The sequence below is a fragment of the Rheinheimera sp. MM224 genome (genome assembly GCF_947090785.1).
Lineage (GTDB): Bacteria > Pseudomonadota > Gammaproteobacteria > Enterobacterales > Alteromonadaceae > Pararheinheimera.
Genome location: NZ_OX352320.1, coordinates 4,219,015 through 4,235,046 on the forward strand (window position 1 = coordinate 4,219,015; position 16,032 = coordinate 4,235,046).

15 protein-coding genes are annotated in these 16,032 nt (G+C 45.7%); 10 read left to right on the top strand and 5 right to left on the bottom strand.

Features of this window, described 5'->3' with window-relative positions; all coding sequences use genetic code 11:
• The 5 genes from OM978_RS19650 to OM978_RS19670 all read left to right on the top strand — a co-directional run bounded on the left by OM978_RS19650 (nucleotide 1) and on the right by OM978_RS19670 (nucleotide 8,386).
• Nucleotides 1-3,321 carry an MHYT domain-containing protein gene (locus OM978_RS19650; protein ID WP_264344082.1) on the top strand — a complete coding sequence of 1,107 codons (3,321 nt, stop codon included), beginning with the start codon at nucleotides 1-3 and terminating at the stop codon, nucleotides 3,319-3,321.
• Nucleotides 3,321-4,301: a two-component system response regulator gene (locus tag OM978_RS19655; RefSeq protein ID WP_264344083.1), complete on the top strand. Its 981-nt coding sequence runs from the start codon at nucleotides 3,321-3,323 to the stop codon at nucleotides 4,299-4,301. The genes OM978_RS19650 and OM978_RS19655 overlap by 1 nt, the downstream gene beginning before the upstream one ends.
• An 82-nt stretch (nucleotides 4,302-4,383) precedes the next feature.
• Nucleotides 4,384-5,733 carry a hypothetical protein gene (locus OM978_RS19660; protein WP_264344084.1) on the top strand — a complete coding sequence of 450 codons (1,350 nt, stop codon included), beginning with the start codon at nucleotides 4,384-4,386 and terminating at the stop codon, nucleotides 5,731-5,733.
• Between the two features lie 119 nt (nucleotides 5,734-5,852).
• A complete protein-coding gene (locus tag OM978_RS19665; RefSeq protein ID WP_264344085.1) occupies nucleotides 5,853-7,781 on the top strand; it encodes an alpha/beta hydrolase family protein in 1,929 nt (642 codons plus the stop codon).
• Between the two features lie 65 nt (nucleotides 7,782-7,846).
• A complete protein-coding gene (locus tag OM978_RS19670; protein ID WP_264344086.1) occupies nucleotides 7,847-8,386 on the top strand; it encodes a hypothetical protein in 540 nt (179 codons plus the stop codon).
• A 13-nt stretch (nucleotides 8,387-8,399) separates the two neighbouring features.
• Here the strand turns inward: OM978_RS19670 and OM978_RS19675 are convergent, their stop codons facing one another.
• From OM978_RS19675 to OM978_RS19690, 4 genes are all read right to left on the bottom strand, one after another.
• The gene (locus tag OM978_RS19675) at nucleotides 8,400-8,963 is read right to left on the bottom strand and encodes a DUF799 domain-containing protein (protein WP_264344088.1); all 564 of its coding nucleotides are present in this window, start codon (nucleotides 8,961-8,963) and stop codon (nucleotides 8,400-8,402) included.
• Nucleotides 8,964-9,084: 121 nt separating this feature from the next.
• A complete protein-coding gene (locus tag OM978_RS19680; RefSeq protein ID WP_233009155.1) occupies nucleotides 9,085-9,372 on the bottom strand; it encodes a cell division protein ZapA in 288 nt (95 codons plus the stop codon).
• A 2-nt stretch (nucleotides 9,373-9,374) separates the two neighbouring features.
• Entirely contained in the window at nucleotides 9,375-9,623 is a 249-nt protein-coding gene (locus OM978_RS19685; RefSeq protein WP_264344093.1) for a hypothetical protein, read from the bottom strand.
• A 126-nt stretch (nucleotides 9,624-9,749) separates the two neighbouring features.
• The gene (locus OM978_RS19690; protein WP_264344097.1) at nucleotides 9,750-9,944 is read right to left on the bottom strand and encodes an alternative ribosome-rescue factor A; all 195 of its coding nucleotides are present in this window, start codon (nucleotides 9,942-9,944) and stop codon (nucleotides 9,750-9,752) included.
• A 127-nt stretch (nucleotides 9,945-10,071) separates the two neighbouring features.
• On the opposite strand from OM978_RS19690, the gene OM978_RS19695 reads away from it, so the two are divergent.
• The 5 genes from OM978_RS19695 (at nucleotide 10,072) to OM978_RS19715 (ending at nucleotide 15,408) form a co-directional block, all read left to right on the top strand.
• Nucleotides 10,072-10,635, top strand: coding sequence for a hypothetical protein (locus tag OM978_RS19695; RefSeq protein WP_264344103.1), 564 nt, complete (start codon nucleotides 10,072-10,074; stop codon nucleotides 10,633-10,635).
• Nucleotides 10,636-10,753: 118 nt separating this feature from the next.
• Nucleotides 10,754-11,305, top strand: coding sequence for a porin family protein (locus tag OM978_RS19700; protein ID WP_264344105.1), 552 nt, complete (start codon nucleotides 10,754-10,756; stop codon nucleotides 11,303-11,305).
• A gap of 184 nt (nucleotides 11,306-11,489) precedes the next feature.
• Nucleotides 11,490-12,143 (top strand): DsbA family oxidoreductase, encoded by a 654-nt coding sequence (locus OM978_RS19705; RefSeq protein ID WP_264344107.1) that lies wholly within the window; start codon nucleotides 11,490-11,492, stop codon nucleotides 12,141-12,143.
• A gap of 34 nt (nucleotides 12,144-12,177) precedes the next feature.
• Complete coding sequence (locus OM978_RS19710) at nucleotides 12,178-13,113, top strand: M14 family metallocarboxypeptidase (protein WP_264344110.1); 936 nt, start codon at nucleotides 12,178-12,180, stop codon at nucleotides 13,111-13,113.
• Between the two features lie 132 nt (nucleotides 13,114-13,245).
• Complete coding sequence (locus OM978_RS19715) at nucleotides 13,246-15,408, top strand: TonB-dependent siderophore receptor (RefSeq protein WP_264344112.1); 2,163 nt, start codon at nucleotides 13,246-13,248, stop codon at nucleotides 15,406-15,408.
• 83 nt (nucleotides 15,409-15,491) lie between these two features.
• On the opposite strand, the gene OM978_RS19720 is transcribed toward OM978_RS19715, so the two are convergent.
• Complete coding sequence (locus OM978_RS19720) at nucleotides 15,492-15,830, bottom strand: FKBP-type peptidyl-prolyl cis-trans isomerase (RefSeq protein WP_233009147.1); 339 nt, start codon at nucleotides 15,828-15,830, stop codon at nucleotides 15,492-15,494.
• Between the last annotated feature and the right edge of the window lie 202 nt (nucleotides 15,831-16,032).

Below are 16,032 nucleotides of genomic sequence, written 5' to 3' on the forward strand. Positions count from 1 at the left end.
ATGGATTGGTTACGTCAGTTGTTCGAACACCCAGCCGATCCATTGCTGTTATCCGGCAGCTACGATCTTAGTTTAGTGGTGTTGTCGTTTTTAATTGCGGTTTTTGCCTCAGCTATGGCGATGCAGGTTACAGCTCAGGCTATTAGTGTCAGCAAAAACTCGCTGCGTTTAATGATGCTTGGCAGTGGCAGTATCGCACTTGGCGGTGGTGTCTGGTCTATGCATTTTATTGGCATGCTGGCTTTTGCCTTATGCACAGATGTCAGTTATCACTTCGGTATTACCGCTTTATCCATGCTGCCCAGCATAGCCGCCTCCTGGGTGGCGCTGGACCTTATCAGTAAAAAACACATTAGCCTGCCTCAGCTGTTGCTGGGTGGGCTATTAATGGGCGCAGGTATAGGCACAATGCATTACAGCGGTATGGCCGCAATGCAAATGTCGGTCGCTTTGCGTTACGACTTGCCGATGTTTTTACTCTCTATTTTGGTGGCAGTGGTACTTGCCATCATTGCTCTTTGGATCCGCTTTGGCTTAAAACGTTTTAATCTGGCACCACAGTGGCTGACGTTATTAAGCAGCTTAGTGATGGGCGGTGCTATCAGTGGCATGCATTACACAGGTATGGCAGCAGCTCGTTTTGTCCCCCCTGTTGGTTTTCAGCCAGATACACAAGCAGGTGAAATGCCCTTAGTGCTCGCTATGGGTATTACCTTTACCACTTTGATGATCAGCAGTTTAGTGGTAGCTATTAACTTGCTGTTGAAATACCGCGAAGCCAGTGCTTTGGCCAAAGTCAGTGAAAGCCGATTGTTAGCCATGATGGACACAGCTGTCGACGGTATAGTGACTATCAATGCACAGGGCCTTATTCAGGGCATGAACAAAGCAGCGGAGAAAATTCTTGGCTGGACAACTGCTGAGCTACTGCATAAAAACGTTAATATCCTGACACCTGTGACCATTCGTCCTGATCACGACTCCTATCTGCATAACTACCTGACCACAGGCGAAGCTAAAATTATAGGTATAGGCCGTGATGTGGAGGCTGTGCATAAAAATGGTCATGCAGTGCCAGTGCGGCTGGCTATTGGTCATGCCAAATTGCCGGATGAAGATATCTTTGTCGCCTTTATCACCGACATCAGCAGTCGCCTGCAGATGGAACAGGCACTGAAAGAAAACGAAGAAAAATTCCGCTCTTTGATTGGCAATATTCCTGGCGCAGCCTACCGCTGTCTGTTTAATGAAAACTGGGATATGGTGTTTATTAGTGACGCCATTGAAACCTTGTCCGGTTACCCTGCCAGCGATTTTATGTTGCCAACCCCGAAGCGCAGCTGGTCTGATTTAGTGCATCCGGATGATAAAAGCACCACCACTCAGCTCGATTTGTATCAGGGTCATTTCACCATTGAATACCGGATTATTCATAAAGATGGCTCCATCCGCTGGATGCTGGAATATGGCGAAGCGGTAAAATCAACAGAAGGTGACATTGTCTGGCTGGATGGATTTTTAATGGATATCAGCCAGCGCAAACAAATGGAAGTCGAGCTGCTCGAAGCGAAAGACAAAGCTGAGCTGGCAGCAGAGAGTCGCAGCGCATTTCTGGCCAATATGAGCCATGAAATCCGCACCCCTATGAACGCCATTATTGGTTTCAGCGATCTGTTATTAAGTTCGGAGCTATCCGCAGAGCAGAAAAAACACTTGGCTACTATTCATGGTTCGGCCCACTCGTTATTGCATTTACTGAACGATATTCTCGACAGCGCCAAGCTGGAAAAAGGCAAACTTGAGCTGGAGTTACATGATTTCTCTTTGCCTGCAGTGTTAGATGCTGTGGTCTCGACCTTGTGGATCCAGGCGCGGAAAAAACAACTGGCATTGCGACTGGAGCTGTCTCCTCAGCTGGGTGAATTTTATTACGGTGCACCAGACAGACTACGTCAGGTATTAACCAACCTGATTGGTAACGCCATTAAATTCACCGAACAAGGCACTGTGCTGGTGAAAGTTGCCCCCACAACCAATCAGCAACTGCTGTTCAGTATTTTTGATACTGGTATTGGTATAGCAGCCGATCGTTTACCACAGATATTTGATGCCTTTACTCAGGCTGACGCCTCGATGAGCCGACGTTTTGGTGGTACAGGCCTTGGCACCACCATCAGTAAACAGTTGGTCGAGCTGATGGGCGGGCAAATTACAGTGCAAAGCACAGAAGGTGTTGGCAGTTGTTTTGAATTCAGCCTGCCGCTACAAACCGGTAAAGTCACAGTAGCTGGACAACAAGGTTACGTGCCTGCTTTACCTGCCTTAAATATACTGATTGCCGATGATATTCCGCAGAACCTGGAGCTGTTAAAACTGTTGCTGCAACGAGCAGGACATCAGGTAACAGCAGTGACTGACGGTATTGAAGCAGTGAAAACCATCAAACAACACAGCTTTGATGTGGTGCTGATGGATATTCAGATGCCGAATCTGGATGGACTGCAAGCCTGTAAGCAAATACGACAGTGGGAGATGGCTCAAAACAAAACTATGCTACCTGTGATTGCGTTAACAGCCAGTGTGTTGGACGAAGATAAAACTGCAGCTAAAGACGCAGGTATGCAGGGTTTTGCCAGCAAACCTATAGACTTTGCCGTGTTGTGTTTTGAGATAGCCCGCGTGCTGGACATTGAAGTGCGTGAGCCTTTATCACAACACTCTGAAACCACAGCTACAGTTCAATTGCTGAACCTCCCCAAAGCCCTGCAGCTCTGGGGTAATCTGGCTACCTATTTGCCGCAGTTAGAACAATTTCTGCACCAACAAAAACCGATGATAGAACTGGCTATGGAGCAGCTACAAGCTGGAAACTATAACGCAGTGCAGCAACAAGCTCATGCCATTAAAGGCGTCAGCGCCAATTTGGGGCTGGAGCCATTAAGCAGAGTGTGTGCCGAATTAGAACAGGCTGCGCGGCAACAACAGCAGCAAAGAGCTGCTGAATTACTGCAAAAAATTCTTGGCTGCTGGCCAAAATTTGAAGCGGAACACCAAAGGCTGTTTTTAGAACAACCTGCTGCTGCAGAGATGCAATCCACACAACTGAATAACCAGCAATTGGCCGACATGCTCGATAACTTGCAACAGTCTTTACTAAGACACGAACTGGACGATCAAGGGATAGAACAATTGTCTCATTACAGTGGCGAACATCAGCAACTCTTGATGAAGTTACTGGATGCCGTCAATGATTTTGACTTTAACCTGGCGTTGCAATTGCTGGAGCAGTTAAAACACAAGCTGGGTGAAGGAGAGCTCTGATGACAGAAAAGCAAAGCCTGTTACTGGTAGATGATGAGCCAACCAATTTAAGAGTACTGCGCACTGTATTGCAGGAGCAATACCGTTTGTTATTTGCCAAAAGTGGTGAAGAAGCCTTACTGCTGGTGCAAAAAGAACAACCAGATTTAATTTTGCTCGATGTCATGATGCCTGGATTAACAGGCTTTGATGTCTGTGCCCGCTTAAAAGCCAATCCTGTCACCAGCGCTATTCCTGTCATTTTTGTCACTGCCCTAAAAGATGAAATGGATGAAACCAAAGGCTTTGAAGTGGGAGCAGTGGATTACATCACTAAGCCCATCAGTCCGGCAGTAGTGCGCGCCAGAGTGAAAGCCCATTTGTCTTTGGTACAGGCCCAGGAGCTGAAACAAACCAGGCTGCAAGTGATACAACGCTTGGGCCGGGCTGCTGAATACAAAGACAATGAAACCGGCTTACATGTCATGCGTATGAGCCACTACGCCCAGATACTGGCATTGGCTTATGGCTTTAGTGAGCAAAAAGCCGAAGATTTGTTACATGCAGCCCCTATGCACGATATAGGCAAAATAGGCATAGCCGACAATATCTTACTAAAACCCGGCAAACTGACAGCTGAAGAATACAAAGAGATGCAAAAACACCCGCTGATAGGGGCCGAGATCATTGGTGATTGTGAATCTGATTTGTTAAAAATGGCCAAAGCTGTGGCTTTGTATCACCACGAAAAATGGGACGGCACAGGTTATCCTTATGGTCTTTCCGCTGAACAAATACCTGTCGAAGCCCGCATTGTCGCGTTATCCGATGTATTTGATGCCTTAACCAGCGCCCGGCCTTACAAACAAGCCTGGAGTATTGAAGAAACACTACAGCATATCCATCAGCAAAAAGGCCTGCATTTTGAGCCACGACTGGTGGATTTACTGGATGAAAACCTGCAACAAATACTTGAAATCAAACAACGTTGGGCGGAATAATACAAAGCTTTATTAATTAATATCTTAACTGCTTACTGTGACGAGAAGTCGCGGCAGCTCCACAACTCTGAAAGGACTCAACATGAACCAACTTAAGTTATTTACATTGCTTGGCAGTACCTTGCTGTTTACCGCATGTGGCGGCGGTGGTGGTAGCAATGACAGTGGAGGAGCTGGAGGCGGCGGCACTGGCGGTGGGAGCACTACAGTTAGTTTGACAGCTGACATAGTGCAGGAAACTCTTTGTCTGACAGAAATCCCGGCAACCCATGCTGAACTTGTTGTTTACGACGATAACTGGGCAATAAAAAGTCGACACAAACCTGATGCGCAAGGAAAAATCACAGCTACGATCCCAACCACTCAGTTTGTCAATATCGCCTTTATTACTCAGGCCGAGACATCGACCGGAACCAGGACTTACGTTCAGTCCAGAGCTCAGCATCCTGTTGGCGACCTTGGCAAATTCTACGCTGCTGGTACTTCTGTCTCAAACTGCGAGTGCACAACCAAAGATATACAAGCCAGCTCAATTCAAATGATGACCTCTAGTCGTATCACCTTAATCGGAGCCACTGAACGGGTCCCATTTCAACAAACGTCAACTTATAGCGGGGTATTCAGAGATGCTCAGATTTGCCGCACTCCGGGTGGAAGCTGGCCAGCCTTAACAGTTTTAAATTCGCAAAGCACAGAATTAGCAGCAGGCAGTCTGAATAATTACGATATCAATACAGAACTTGAAGTGCAGCTGGATAAATTTGCAACAGACTATTCTGTCAATTTTGATTCGAATTTTAACAATGTCAGGGTTGCACATGAAATTAACGGCAACATACTCAGTACATCTCTTCAGCCTGGCAGCCTAGAAGTGCCGGTACTTGACGGCTTGGATACCCTTACACGAACTCACTTGAGTGGTACAAACTTTTATCAGGTGACAGAAAATAATCAGTCGGTTAACGTATTCGCCTCTCACAGAAAAGCAGTTAACTTTGCACAACAGAGTGTCGCGTCGCTCAATTTACCAGACGTAAGTCCACTCGAAGGATTAGGAGTAGCCTTTAGTAACTTCATCACGTCTGACTCCACCTCCTACTCCATTCCGAATGCAGCGCAGTACGCTATGTTTTCAATTCGGGCAGATATCAGCATGATGGATGGCTCAGAGTATACCGAGGTATTTTACGGTCCGATGCAAGGAAAGTATCCGGAAAATGCCTTGCCTTCAGATTACAATATGGAGGAAAAACTAGAGATGGCATCTAACGTTTACCTGGATTTGTCTTTAACAAAATATGCCAGTGAAACTAATTATCAAAGCGCACTGAAAGGCATTATCAAAAAGAGCAGAGTGGATGATGCCGATATATTTGGCGGTGATTGGTCCGATTATTCTTCTCTTTCTATTGCTGCTGATTTAACACTCTAATACGGTTTTACCATTAAAAAACGCCTGTGTTGCTTATATTCACAGGCTTATTTTTTCCCGGTCCTGACTTTAAGTAGTGTTAGGAAAACGCTGAAACATTCTTAAAACAAGGATTTTGTATGAAGCCCATCCCACTCTATCTGGCGCTGCTGACTGGCACTTTGCTGCTTAGCGCCTGTGATAAAACACCAAAAACCGACACTAATACTCCAGTTGCAGCAACTGAGGTGGAAACAAAAACAGCGGCTATTCCCAGTTATACTCCAACTCAGTTTTATGCCACCAAGTCCTATATGGGCAATGACATTAATCACAAAGCCGATGCGTTGTTGGTTGCATCCGATGAAACAGGTGTATTTAACTTATACAAAGTTAGTATGGACGGCAAAACCTGGACGCCCCTGACCAACTCCACCACAGAATCTATTTTACCTGTTGGCTGGTTTCCACAAGATGATCGGGTACTTTATCGTGCCGATCAGGGTGGTAACGAGCTACACCATTTGTATGTGCGTGAATTGGACGGCTCAGTCAAAGATTTAACCCCTGGTGATAAACACAAAGCCGAGTTTATTGGCTGGACAGACGACAATAAATTCTGGGTGATGAGCAATGAGCGCGACCCAAAGTTTTTTGATCTCTACAGCTACGACAGCAGCAGCTACGAACGCACTTTGGTGTATCAGAATAACGAAGGCTATGAAATAGGAGCTCTAAGCGACAATGGCCGTTACATCGCTTTATCCAAAGAGCGCACCAATGCCGATAACAATCTGTATTTAGTTGACCTGCAAAGCGCCGACAAAACACCAGTACATGTCACACCGCATGAAGGCAACGTATCGCATGGGGTTTATGGTTTTAGCCGCGACAATAATCAGCTGATTTTTGGTTCAGACGAAAAATCAGAATTCAGTGAAGCTTTTGCCTATAACATCGCTGAAAAAGCAGTAAAGCCATACAGCAAAGCTGATTGGGACATTATGTACATCGGCTTTAGCAAAGATAATAAATACAAAGTCGAAGCAGTAAACGCTGATGCTTCAACTAAAATCAGCATTACAGAACAAGCCACAGGCAAAGCTTTGCAACTGCCGGAATTACCAGCTGGTGATTTACGTGGCGTTACCTTTTCGGCTGACAGCCAGTACTTAAGCTTTTACGTCAATGCCGACAACAGCCCTTCTAACTTATTTGTCTGGAAATTATCCGAACCTAAAGCAGAACGTTTAACTCAGGCACTGGATAAAGCCATAGATGAAAACGTGCTGGTGAAAAGTGAAGTGGTGCGTTACCCAAGCTTTGACGATTTAGCTATACCAGCGCTACTGTATAAACCGAAACAAGCCAGCAGCACGGCTAAAGTGCAGGCCTTAATCTGGATCCACGGTGGCCCTGGTGGTCAGTCGCGCACAGGCTACAGCCCAGCTATTCAGCATTTGGTCAATCAGGGTTATGCGGTGTTAGCCGTCAATAACAGAGGCTCAAGTGGTTATGGCAAAACCTTCTTCCATCTGGATGATTTAAAACACGGTGAACACGATTTACAGGATATTGTGTATGGTAAAAAATACCTGCAATCGCTGGACTGGGTGGCGGCTGATCGCATAGGTGTAATGGGTGGCAGCTACGGCGGTTATCTGACCATGGCAGCTATGGCTTTTACCGATGAATTTAAAGTGGGCATCAATATTTTTGGTGTCACCAACTGGGTTCGTACTTTAGAAAGTATTCCAGCCTGGTGGGAATCGTTCCGCGAGTCTTTATACGCTGAACTGGGTGACCCGGCTAAAGACGGTGAACGTTTACGCCGTATTTCCCCTGTTTTCCACGGTGATAAGGTGAAAAAACCAGTGCTTGTGGTGCAAGGTGCCAACGACCCTCGTGTACTGCAGGTGGAAAGTGATGAAATGGTGGCGGCTATTCGCGCTCAGAATGTGCCTGTGGAGTACGTGTTATTCCCGGATGAAGGCCACGGCTTTTTGAAAAAGGAAAATCGTATTAAGGCGCAAGAGGCATATTTAGCCTTTTTACAAAAATACCTGTAGCATTTAACCATGCAGGGAGCTTAGATCAGTCTGCGCTCCCGTTAACGATAAACAATTTGAGTCTTATGAAAACCTACTCCGGCTTTGTTTTGATCAGCAGTTTGTTATTAACCGCCTGTGCTATGCCACGCTACACAGAGCGATTGCAGCAGCCTATGCCTTTGCCTGAAGGTGAATGGACTGTGACTCAAAGCAATCCAAATGATATGAACAATGTCACGGAAATGCGCTGGCAAGCTGTTGATTCAGAAAACTATGTACAAAGTTTTGTCTTTGAGCAGCAACCCAATAGCGACCTGATGAAAACCAAAACTATTGACGATCAACAAGGTCAGCGTAACTGTGACGAGCTATTTGATAGTCAAATCTTAAGTAAAGAGCCGGTGAATGGTTATCCGGCTTTGGTGTGGGTGTCTGAGTGCAAAAGCAAAAGCGGCGCTTATTCCAAAATTCTGCATAAATCCATTGCAGGAAAAGAGTCGCTTTATGTCTTTAACAAAGTTTGGCGTAGCTTACCTTTGCAAACTGAGTGGGATTTATGGCTGGACTACACCAACAAAATCCATATCTGCGATATCAACAGCAAAAGCCAGCCTTGTAAGTAGCCCCATGTTCAAATTAGTGGTTAGCAGCCACTACTTCTGGGAAATCTGAGAAGGCTTCTTTCGTCACTGAATTGGCTTGCGGCTCATAGGCACTCGATGCTTCAAAAAATGCCTGATACAAAGCGTCTGGTAAGAACTTTTCCGCCACAGCAAAACGCGTATCCGTGTGTTTTTCTTTGTGATGCCAAAGCGTCTGATCAGAAGTAGCAGATACCAGCTTATACTCCAGCTCGACCGTAGCCTCTGAAGCCAGCAATTTAGAGCTTTTTTCAGACCAACGCTGAATATCAACATAAAGCACCATATCCACGTCTGTCAGGGCTGGCACTTCAGTCAGTTGACGTGCTTGTGCATCCACAATCTGAAAGCCCTGCTCCGCCGCTACAGCCGGAACTTCGCGGTTGAAGGCCTGAATTAAAGCGTCAGGTACAGCCGCATCACTGTGCACCACAATCATGACTTTCTGCGAATTCTCTTTCTGCACTTGCACATAATGTTGCTGGTCGTCTGCAACAGAGCTACAGGCACTCAGATAAACAGCGGCAATCGCAGTGATAACTAACTTAAAGTACGTCATATGTTTGCTCCTTCCATCGGAAAAATCCTGTAACGCCTGTTACTGCACTGGCTTACTTTATTCATTCAGTGTGGCTTATCCGGATGAACCAAAACTTAACCAGTTAAATAAAATGAACTGTTCAGTTTTTGGCTTCCATTAAGGCCATTAATTTCGCCAGACGTTGCTGGCATTCCTCTAATTGTGGGCTTTGTTGCGTCACCAGTTGCTGGCCTAAACTTAAGGCGGCCAGCACTATGCTTTGCTCCATCGACAAATGACCAGCACCCTGCCTAACCTGAGCAATTTTGCTATTAAGCAGCCGCGCCGCTTCCTGCAGTTCAGCCTGTTCTTTTACAGTGCAACGTAGCCAGTATTCCCGACCGGCTATCACCACTTTCTGCTCAACGACCAACGGCTGCTTTAACATGGTCAGGCCGACAATTGCTGTTCAAACAACTGCGTCAGTTGCTGTAGTTTTTGCTGCGCCCGCTGCTTTTGATCATCAGATTCCATGGCGTGTAACTGCAAAGTTTCCAGCTGATCGGCGCTTTTTTTCAATTCCTGCTGCAACTGCTGCTCTTGTTGATCCAGGTGCTGTACTTGCGCTGTGAGCTGCTGATTCTCTGAAATTAATTTCTGAATTAACTGCTCTAACTTGCTGAATTCGGCTTCAAACATAAGATTCCCTTAATGCATTAGTGGGTTGAAAATTGGAGTGTCAGTAGTAGCACTACTTACGTGCGAAGGCAGAATGAACCTGGAGGTTTGAACCTGAGCTGAATAATAAGGAGGGAAAAAATAATTTTAGCGGATGAGACAAACAAAAAGGGCAGAGTGATCACACTTCTGCCCTTGTTTAAACTTCTGACGGCTGTAGGAGCCTTTGCCTTTTTTCGCTTTCACCACCTGCATCTGAAATAACTTGCTGGTCACTAAAGCTTTGAGTGCATTATCCCGGATCTCGCCGCGGCCATGCTCAGCCGTTGTCTTTTTTGCCATAAGGCCTCCTGTGTAAAAAACGCGCAAAGTGTAGAGCCAAAACCTATCGGAGTAAATTGCTGCCACTGATTTATTTTAGCCAGATCTGCTTTATGATACAGCGCATCATTAAAGCTGGACTATCACCATGAAATTTATAGCGTCGCTGCTTTTACTCTTCAGTTTTATCTTAGATGCCGACAGCTGGCTACCACCTGAACCAATGGCCGCTTTAAGTGCTGATGCTTCGATACTGGTGCGGGTTGAACCTGGCGTTTTACCCAACAGAGACGCCAGTAATAAGCCGCATTTTGCCAAAGCCAGTTTTTTTCGCTGGGATCATCAGGGTCACTATCAGCCTTATCAGCAACTGTCTTTGCAAAACAAAGTCTCGCCTTTACTTATTTATGTCAGCAACCAAGGGGAATTGATCACCCTGGATAACTGGTACAACTCAGGACATGGCGACGTGGTGGTGCTATACAAAGCTGATGGTTCTGTGCAGAAAAGCTTTGGCCTGAGTGCCTTTTACAGCAGGCAGCAACTGGAACAACTGTTACGATCAGTATCCTCTGTGCAATGGCGATGTTATGAAAAATCGCCTTACCTGCTACAACACGAATTTTATCTGCCTATCCGCCCTGCCGGGGTCATCAAAATTAATTTGGATGATGCCAGTGTCAGCCTGATTGACGAAGATCAGAGCTGCTAAAGCTTAGTTTCGTTAATCTCACATTCACAATAATTAACATAAATTGCCTTCAGTCCATTCAAGGACACCGGTCATGCCTCCAGGCCTGGCAGCATTCTCAGACTATTTAAGGAAAAATATGTTAAAAAAAATTGCAGTAGCATTGATGGGTTTAGGTTGTTCAATGACAGTATTTTCAGCTCAGGCTGAACAACCTCTCTATTTTGGTGCTCAGTACAGCCAGCAAAGTGTTGATGATGCCAACTGGGATTTTGGTTTGGTATCAGGGGTGGCTGGTTATAAGTTTAATGACATCTTTGCCATCGAGGGCCGTTTGGGTGTGGGAGTGCAGGATGAAGAGTATTCCGGAGAATTAACCTGGCTCAAAATAGGCATAGATAACAGCTATTCTGTGCTCGGCAAAGCGTCCTGGCCTTTACTGGAAACCTTATCTGTGTACGGCATCGCTGGTTTTAATAAAACCAAATACGACTTCAAGATCAATGATGAAGACGGAAACCTGAACGACAGCCACAGTGAAGATGGCCTGGTTTATGGCGCAGGCGCAGAGTTACGTATTACTTCTAATCTGAGTGTTAATTTTGAATACGCGGTCTTACCCGAATTAGGCGATGACGAAGATGAATTGGATGTAGACAGCCTTAGTGCTGGCATCAACTATCGGTTTTAAACTGCCGCACAGTTAAGTTAGCTATTGTTATACAACTGCAAGAACAAGTAGCCGGAAATCAAGATCCGGCTGCTTATTTTGACGCAGATTTTCCACTTCAATGAGAACAAATACCCACTGCAGCATTGATATTCTGCGCTCACGTAACCAGATCCAACAAAACTTCCCTGATTCAGGATCTGTGATGAAAAACCTGCATATAGATTTAGTCTCTGATATTGCCTGCCCCTGGTGCGCCATCGGCTACGCAAGGCTGGAACAAGCCATGGACAGCATAAAAGATACAGTCAGTGTCAGCATTCAGTGGCGTGCCTTTGAACTCAACCCGGACCCTCAGCTAATCCCTGAACCTATTTTGCCCGCCCTGAGCAAAAAATATGGCCGCAGCGAAGACGAAATGCGCGCGTCACAACAGTCAATGATGCAGGTTGCTGCAGATTTAGGGCTGAACTTCGATAAAATGCAGCAACGTTTTACCTGCAATACCTTTGATGCGCACCGTCTGGTGAAATGGGCGGCTGGTTTTGACAAACAAACAGCGATGAAACAAGCCTTGTTTGAAGCCTACTTTGGTTTTGCCGAAGATGTATCAAAAGCTGACGTTCTGCAAAAATGTGCAGAAAAAGCCGGATTGAATGCAGATGAAGCATTAAAAGTACTGCAATCACAGCAGTTTATTGATGAAGTGCGCACTGAGGAAGCTCAGTATCAGCAGGCGGGTATCAGTTCGGTACCAGCTTTTGTCATCAATCAGCGTTACTTAATTTCCGGCGCACAAGACCCTGCTACTTTAGCCGCCAGTCTGCTGCAAATTGCCAATGAAATGACCACTGAATAACAACAATCTGATTTAAAAAAATATAAGGTGCGGTATGACCACCCAAATCAAAGACTTTATTTATCACATAGGTACTGTAGGCACGCCTTGGGGCGAGGCTGAAAAACAGCAGTGGTTGAGTGAGCAACAACTTAAACGCAGCTATGAAGACGAAGTAGTTAAACCTTTGCTGCTGAATGTACCTGACACAGCCGAACTGGTTAGTTACGGTAAGCTGGATTACCGCAGTTTTGATTTACCTCTGTATGAGCTTTTTGCCGTACGCAGCAAAAACTGGCAAGAAGGTTATCCCATAGTGTTAGTGACGGGTGGCGTACATGGTTATGAAACCAGTGGCGTGCAAGGCGCGCTTAAGTTTGTTAAAGAACAGTTCAGCCGTTACAGCGACAAAGTAAATTTATTGGTTCTGCCCTGCATCAGCCCTTGGGGTTATGAAACCATCAACCGCTGGAATCCAAAAGCCGTAGACCCTAACCGCTCTTTTGGCGCAGAAAGTCAATCCGATGAAGCCACGCAAGCCATGGCTTTTGTCCGTCAACACAGTGGTGAAGTACTGGTACATATCGATCTGCACGAAACGACAGATTCGGATAACAGCGAATTCCGTCCGGCCAAAGCAGCCCGTGATGGCACTGTGAATCACAATTGGAATATTCCTGATGGTTTTTATCTGGTGGGTGATAGCAACAAGCCAGAAGCAGGTTTTCAACGCGCTATGATCGAAGCGGTGCAAAAAATTACTCATATAGCAGAAGCAGACGAAAATGGCTGCCTGATCGGCGAAAAACTCGCTCAGTTTGGCGTGGTGAATTACCCGAAGCGTACCTTGGGATTATGTGGTGGTATGACAGATGCCAAATTTGTCACTACCACTGAAGTTTATCCGGATAGCCCTAAAGCCAGCCCAGAGCAATGCAACGCTGCTCAGGTTGCGGTGATTTGTGCAGGAGTGGATTACGCTTTAGCTTAAAGTAAAGGTCAGAGTTTTAACTCTGGCCTTTATATTCCCAATTCAAAGCAATTAGCACACTCAAACACTATTGATAACAATTCTCGTTTTGGATAAAATATAACCTTCTCCCTATTTGCAGGTTTATTTTTGATGTTAAACGCACCCAAACTCCGCTTGTTACCTCTTGCCAGCGCAATTTCTTTAGCTCTTGCAGTATCTCCTCTTGCACTTGCTGACGAACAAAATGATAAAAAAAGCGAAATTGAAAGGCTGGAAGTTAAAGGCTTATACACAGTAAGCGAAGTGCTGGATACAGCAACGGGATTGGGGCTGACATTACGTGAAACCCCGCAGTCTGTTACAGTCATTACCGAACAGCGCATGCGCGATCAAAATATAAATACAGTGCTTGAAACAGTTCAAAACGCAGTTGGCGTTTCTTCCACTGAGCTGGACAACGTGCGTAGTTCATTTAAATCCCGTGGTTTTGAAGTAAGTAACTATCAGGTTGACGGTGTACCACTGGCATGGAGTTTGGCTGGTGATTCAGGCGAAACAGTCGCTGACGTATCCATTTACGAGCGGGTTGAATTTGTTCGTGGTGCTACTGGTTTACTGACTGGTGCAGGCGATCCATCAGCATCTATCAACCTGGTTCGCAAAAAAGCCTCAAGCACTGATCTGACAGGTTATGTCAACCTTGCCGCAGGTAGCTGGGATAAAAAACAAATTACGGCAGATGTATCCAATGCACTGAATAGCAGTGGTTCAGTGCGTGGCCGTGTTGTAGCTAAACATACAAATACTGATTCCTATTGGAACCAGTACGAAGAAACCAGTAGCGTGCTCTATGGCGTAGTTGAAGCAGATTTATCAGCAACAACTTTAATTCGTGCAGGCGGTAGCTATCAGGATCGTGATCCAAAAGCCGCAACCTGGGGTGCGTTACCAGCAGTATTTACAGATGGTACCTACACTGACTGGGATGTATCAACCACTACAGGCACAGATTGGACTAAGTGGGATACCAACAACACCAACTTCTTTGCCAGTTTAGAACATACCTTTGGCAATGGCTGGCAGTTGGTGAGCAACTACAACAGAATGGAATACGAAAAAGATTCTAAGCTGTTGTATGTATACGGAGCCTTAGATAAAGAAACAGGCGCAGGATTAAGTGCTCAGCGTTACCGTGCCTTTGGTGAAACCACGCAGGACAGCTTTGATATTCAACTGAAAGGCGATTACCAGCTGTTTAATCAACAACATGAGTTTGTTATGGGTGCTATTTCCAGCAGCCAGGATATTCAGACCGACTCTTACACCCCTATTGGCGGTGATATGAGTGGCGGTTATGACCGTATCGACATTGATAACTTCTATCAGTGGGGTGATATAGCCGAACCAGAATGGGAAGCTACACCAACTCGTGCAGAAGATGTCACTATCAAACAAGAAGGTTTCTATGCGGCAACCCGCTTATCTGCCACCGACTCGCTGAAATTTATCCTTGGTGGACGGGTATCCAGCTGGGATCGTGAAGGTGTCTGGTACGGAGCAGCGGAAGACTTCGGCAACAATGGCATTTTTACTCCTTATGTTGGTGCACTTTATGATTTAACTGAGCAACACCGCCTGTACGCCAGCTACACCGAAATATTTAAAGCTCAGGACAGAAGAGATGCGAATAATGGCTTACTGGACCCGGTGGAAGGCAAGAGCTACGAAGTGGGCCTGAAGAGTGCATTCCTGAATGACCGTTTGCATACAACGGTATCGCTGTTCCAAATCAATCAGGACAATCTGGCGGTCATAGATCCGAACTTCGTACCTAATGCAGAACAGCAAGTGGCTTACTACGGTGCTGATGGTACCGAAAGTGAAGGTTATGAGCTGGAAGTTGTAGGTAAACCAATGGAAGGCTGGAATATCAGCGCTGGTTATTCTCAATTCAAAGCTGAAGATGCGAATGGTTTAAAAGTGAATACCGACAGCCCGCGTAAGCAATTTAAGCTTTTTACTACCTATCAGTTTGTTGACCTGTTGCCAGAATTAACTATTGGTGGTGGTATCAACTGGCAGAGTAAAACTTATGCCGAGGGTGGTGGCAGCCGTTTAGAGCAAAAAGCTTATTCATTGGTTAACCTGATGGCTCGTTACGATCTGGCAGAGAACATGAATGTTCAGTTGAACGCGGCCAACCTGTTGGATGAAAAGTACTACAACTACATGACGGTTTGGGGTAGTGCATATACACAATATCGCTACGGCACACCACGGAATGTGACCGCCAGTTTTAACTACAGCTTCTAAATTATTACAAAGATTAAAAAGAGGGACTGCCTGTCAGGCTCGTCCCTCTTTTTTATTCATCTGTCCAGACAACTTAGGTATAATTAGTCCCGCGTCAGCACTTCCAATAGTTCTATTTCAAAAATCAGGTTCGAGTGTGGTGGGATCATAGTGCCAATCTGGCGTTCGCCATAAGCTAAATGCGCTGGCACCCATAACTTACGTTTGCCACCCACCTGCATGCCTTTTAAGCCTAAAATCCAGCCCTGAATCACTCTGTTGTTACTTAAAATACACTGAAAAGCTTCGCCTCTTTTATGGGACGAATCGAACTCTGTGCCATCTTCCAGCCAGCCGCGATAATGTGCAGTGATTAAAGCGCCACGTTCAGCCGCTTTACCCTCCCCCAACACCAGATCTTCAATTTTTAATTCGTCAGTCATCTCTTTACCACCCTAAACTTTTGCCGCTGAGTATATACCCAAAGTAATTGGCGTTGCAGAGAGGCGACAAGTGCTTGAGACCCCAGGAGCATAGTAGTCCTATGTGACTGGGGCGAGAGCACGCAGTCAACAAAGCTACAGCCTCAAGTACGAAGGGGATAACTGCAAATATTCGGCGAAATAACATCAGCAGAAGACAGCA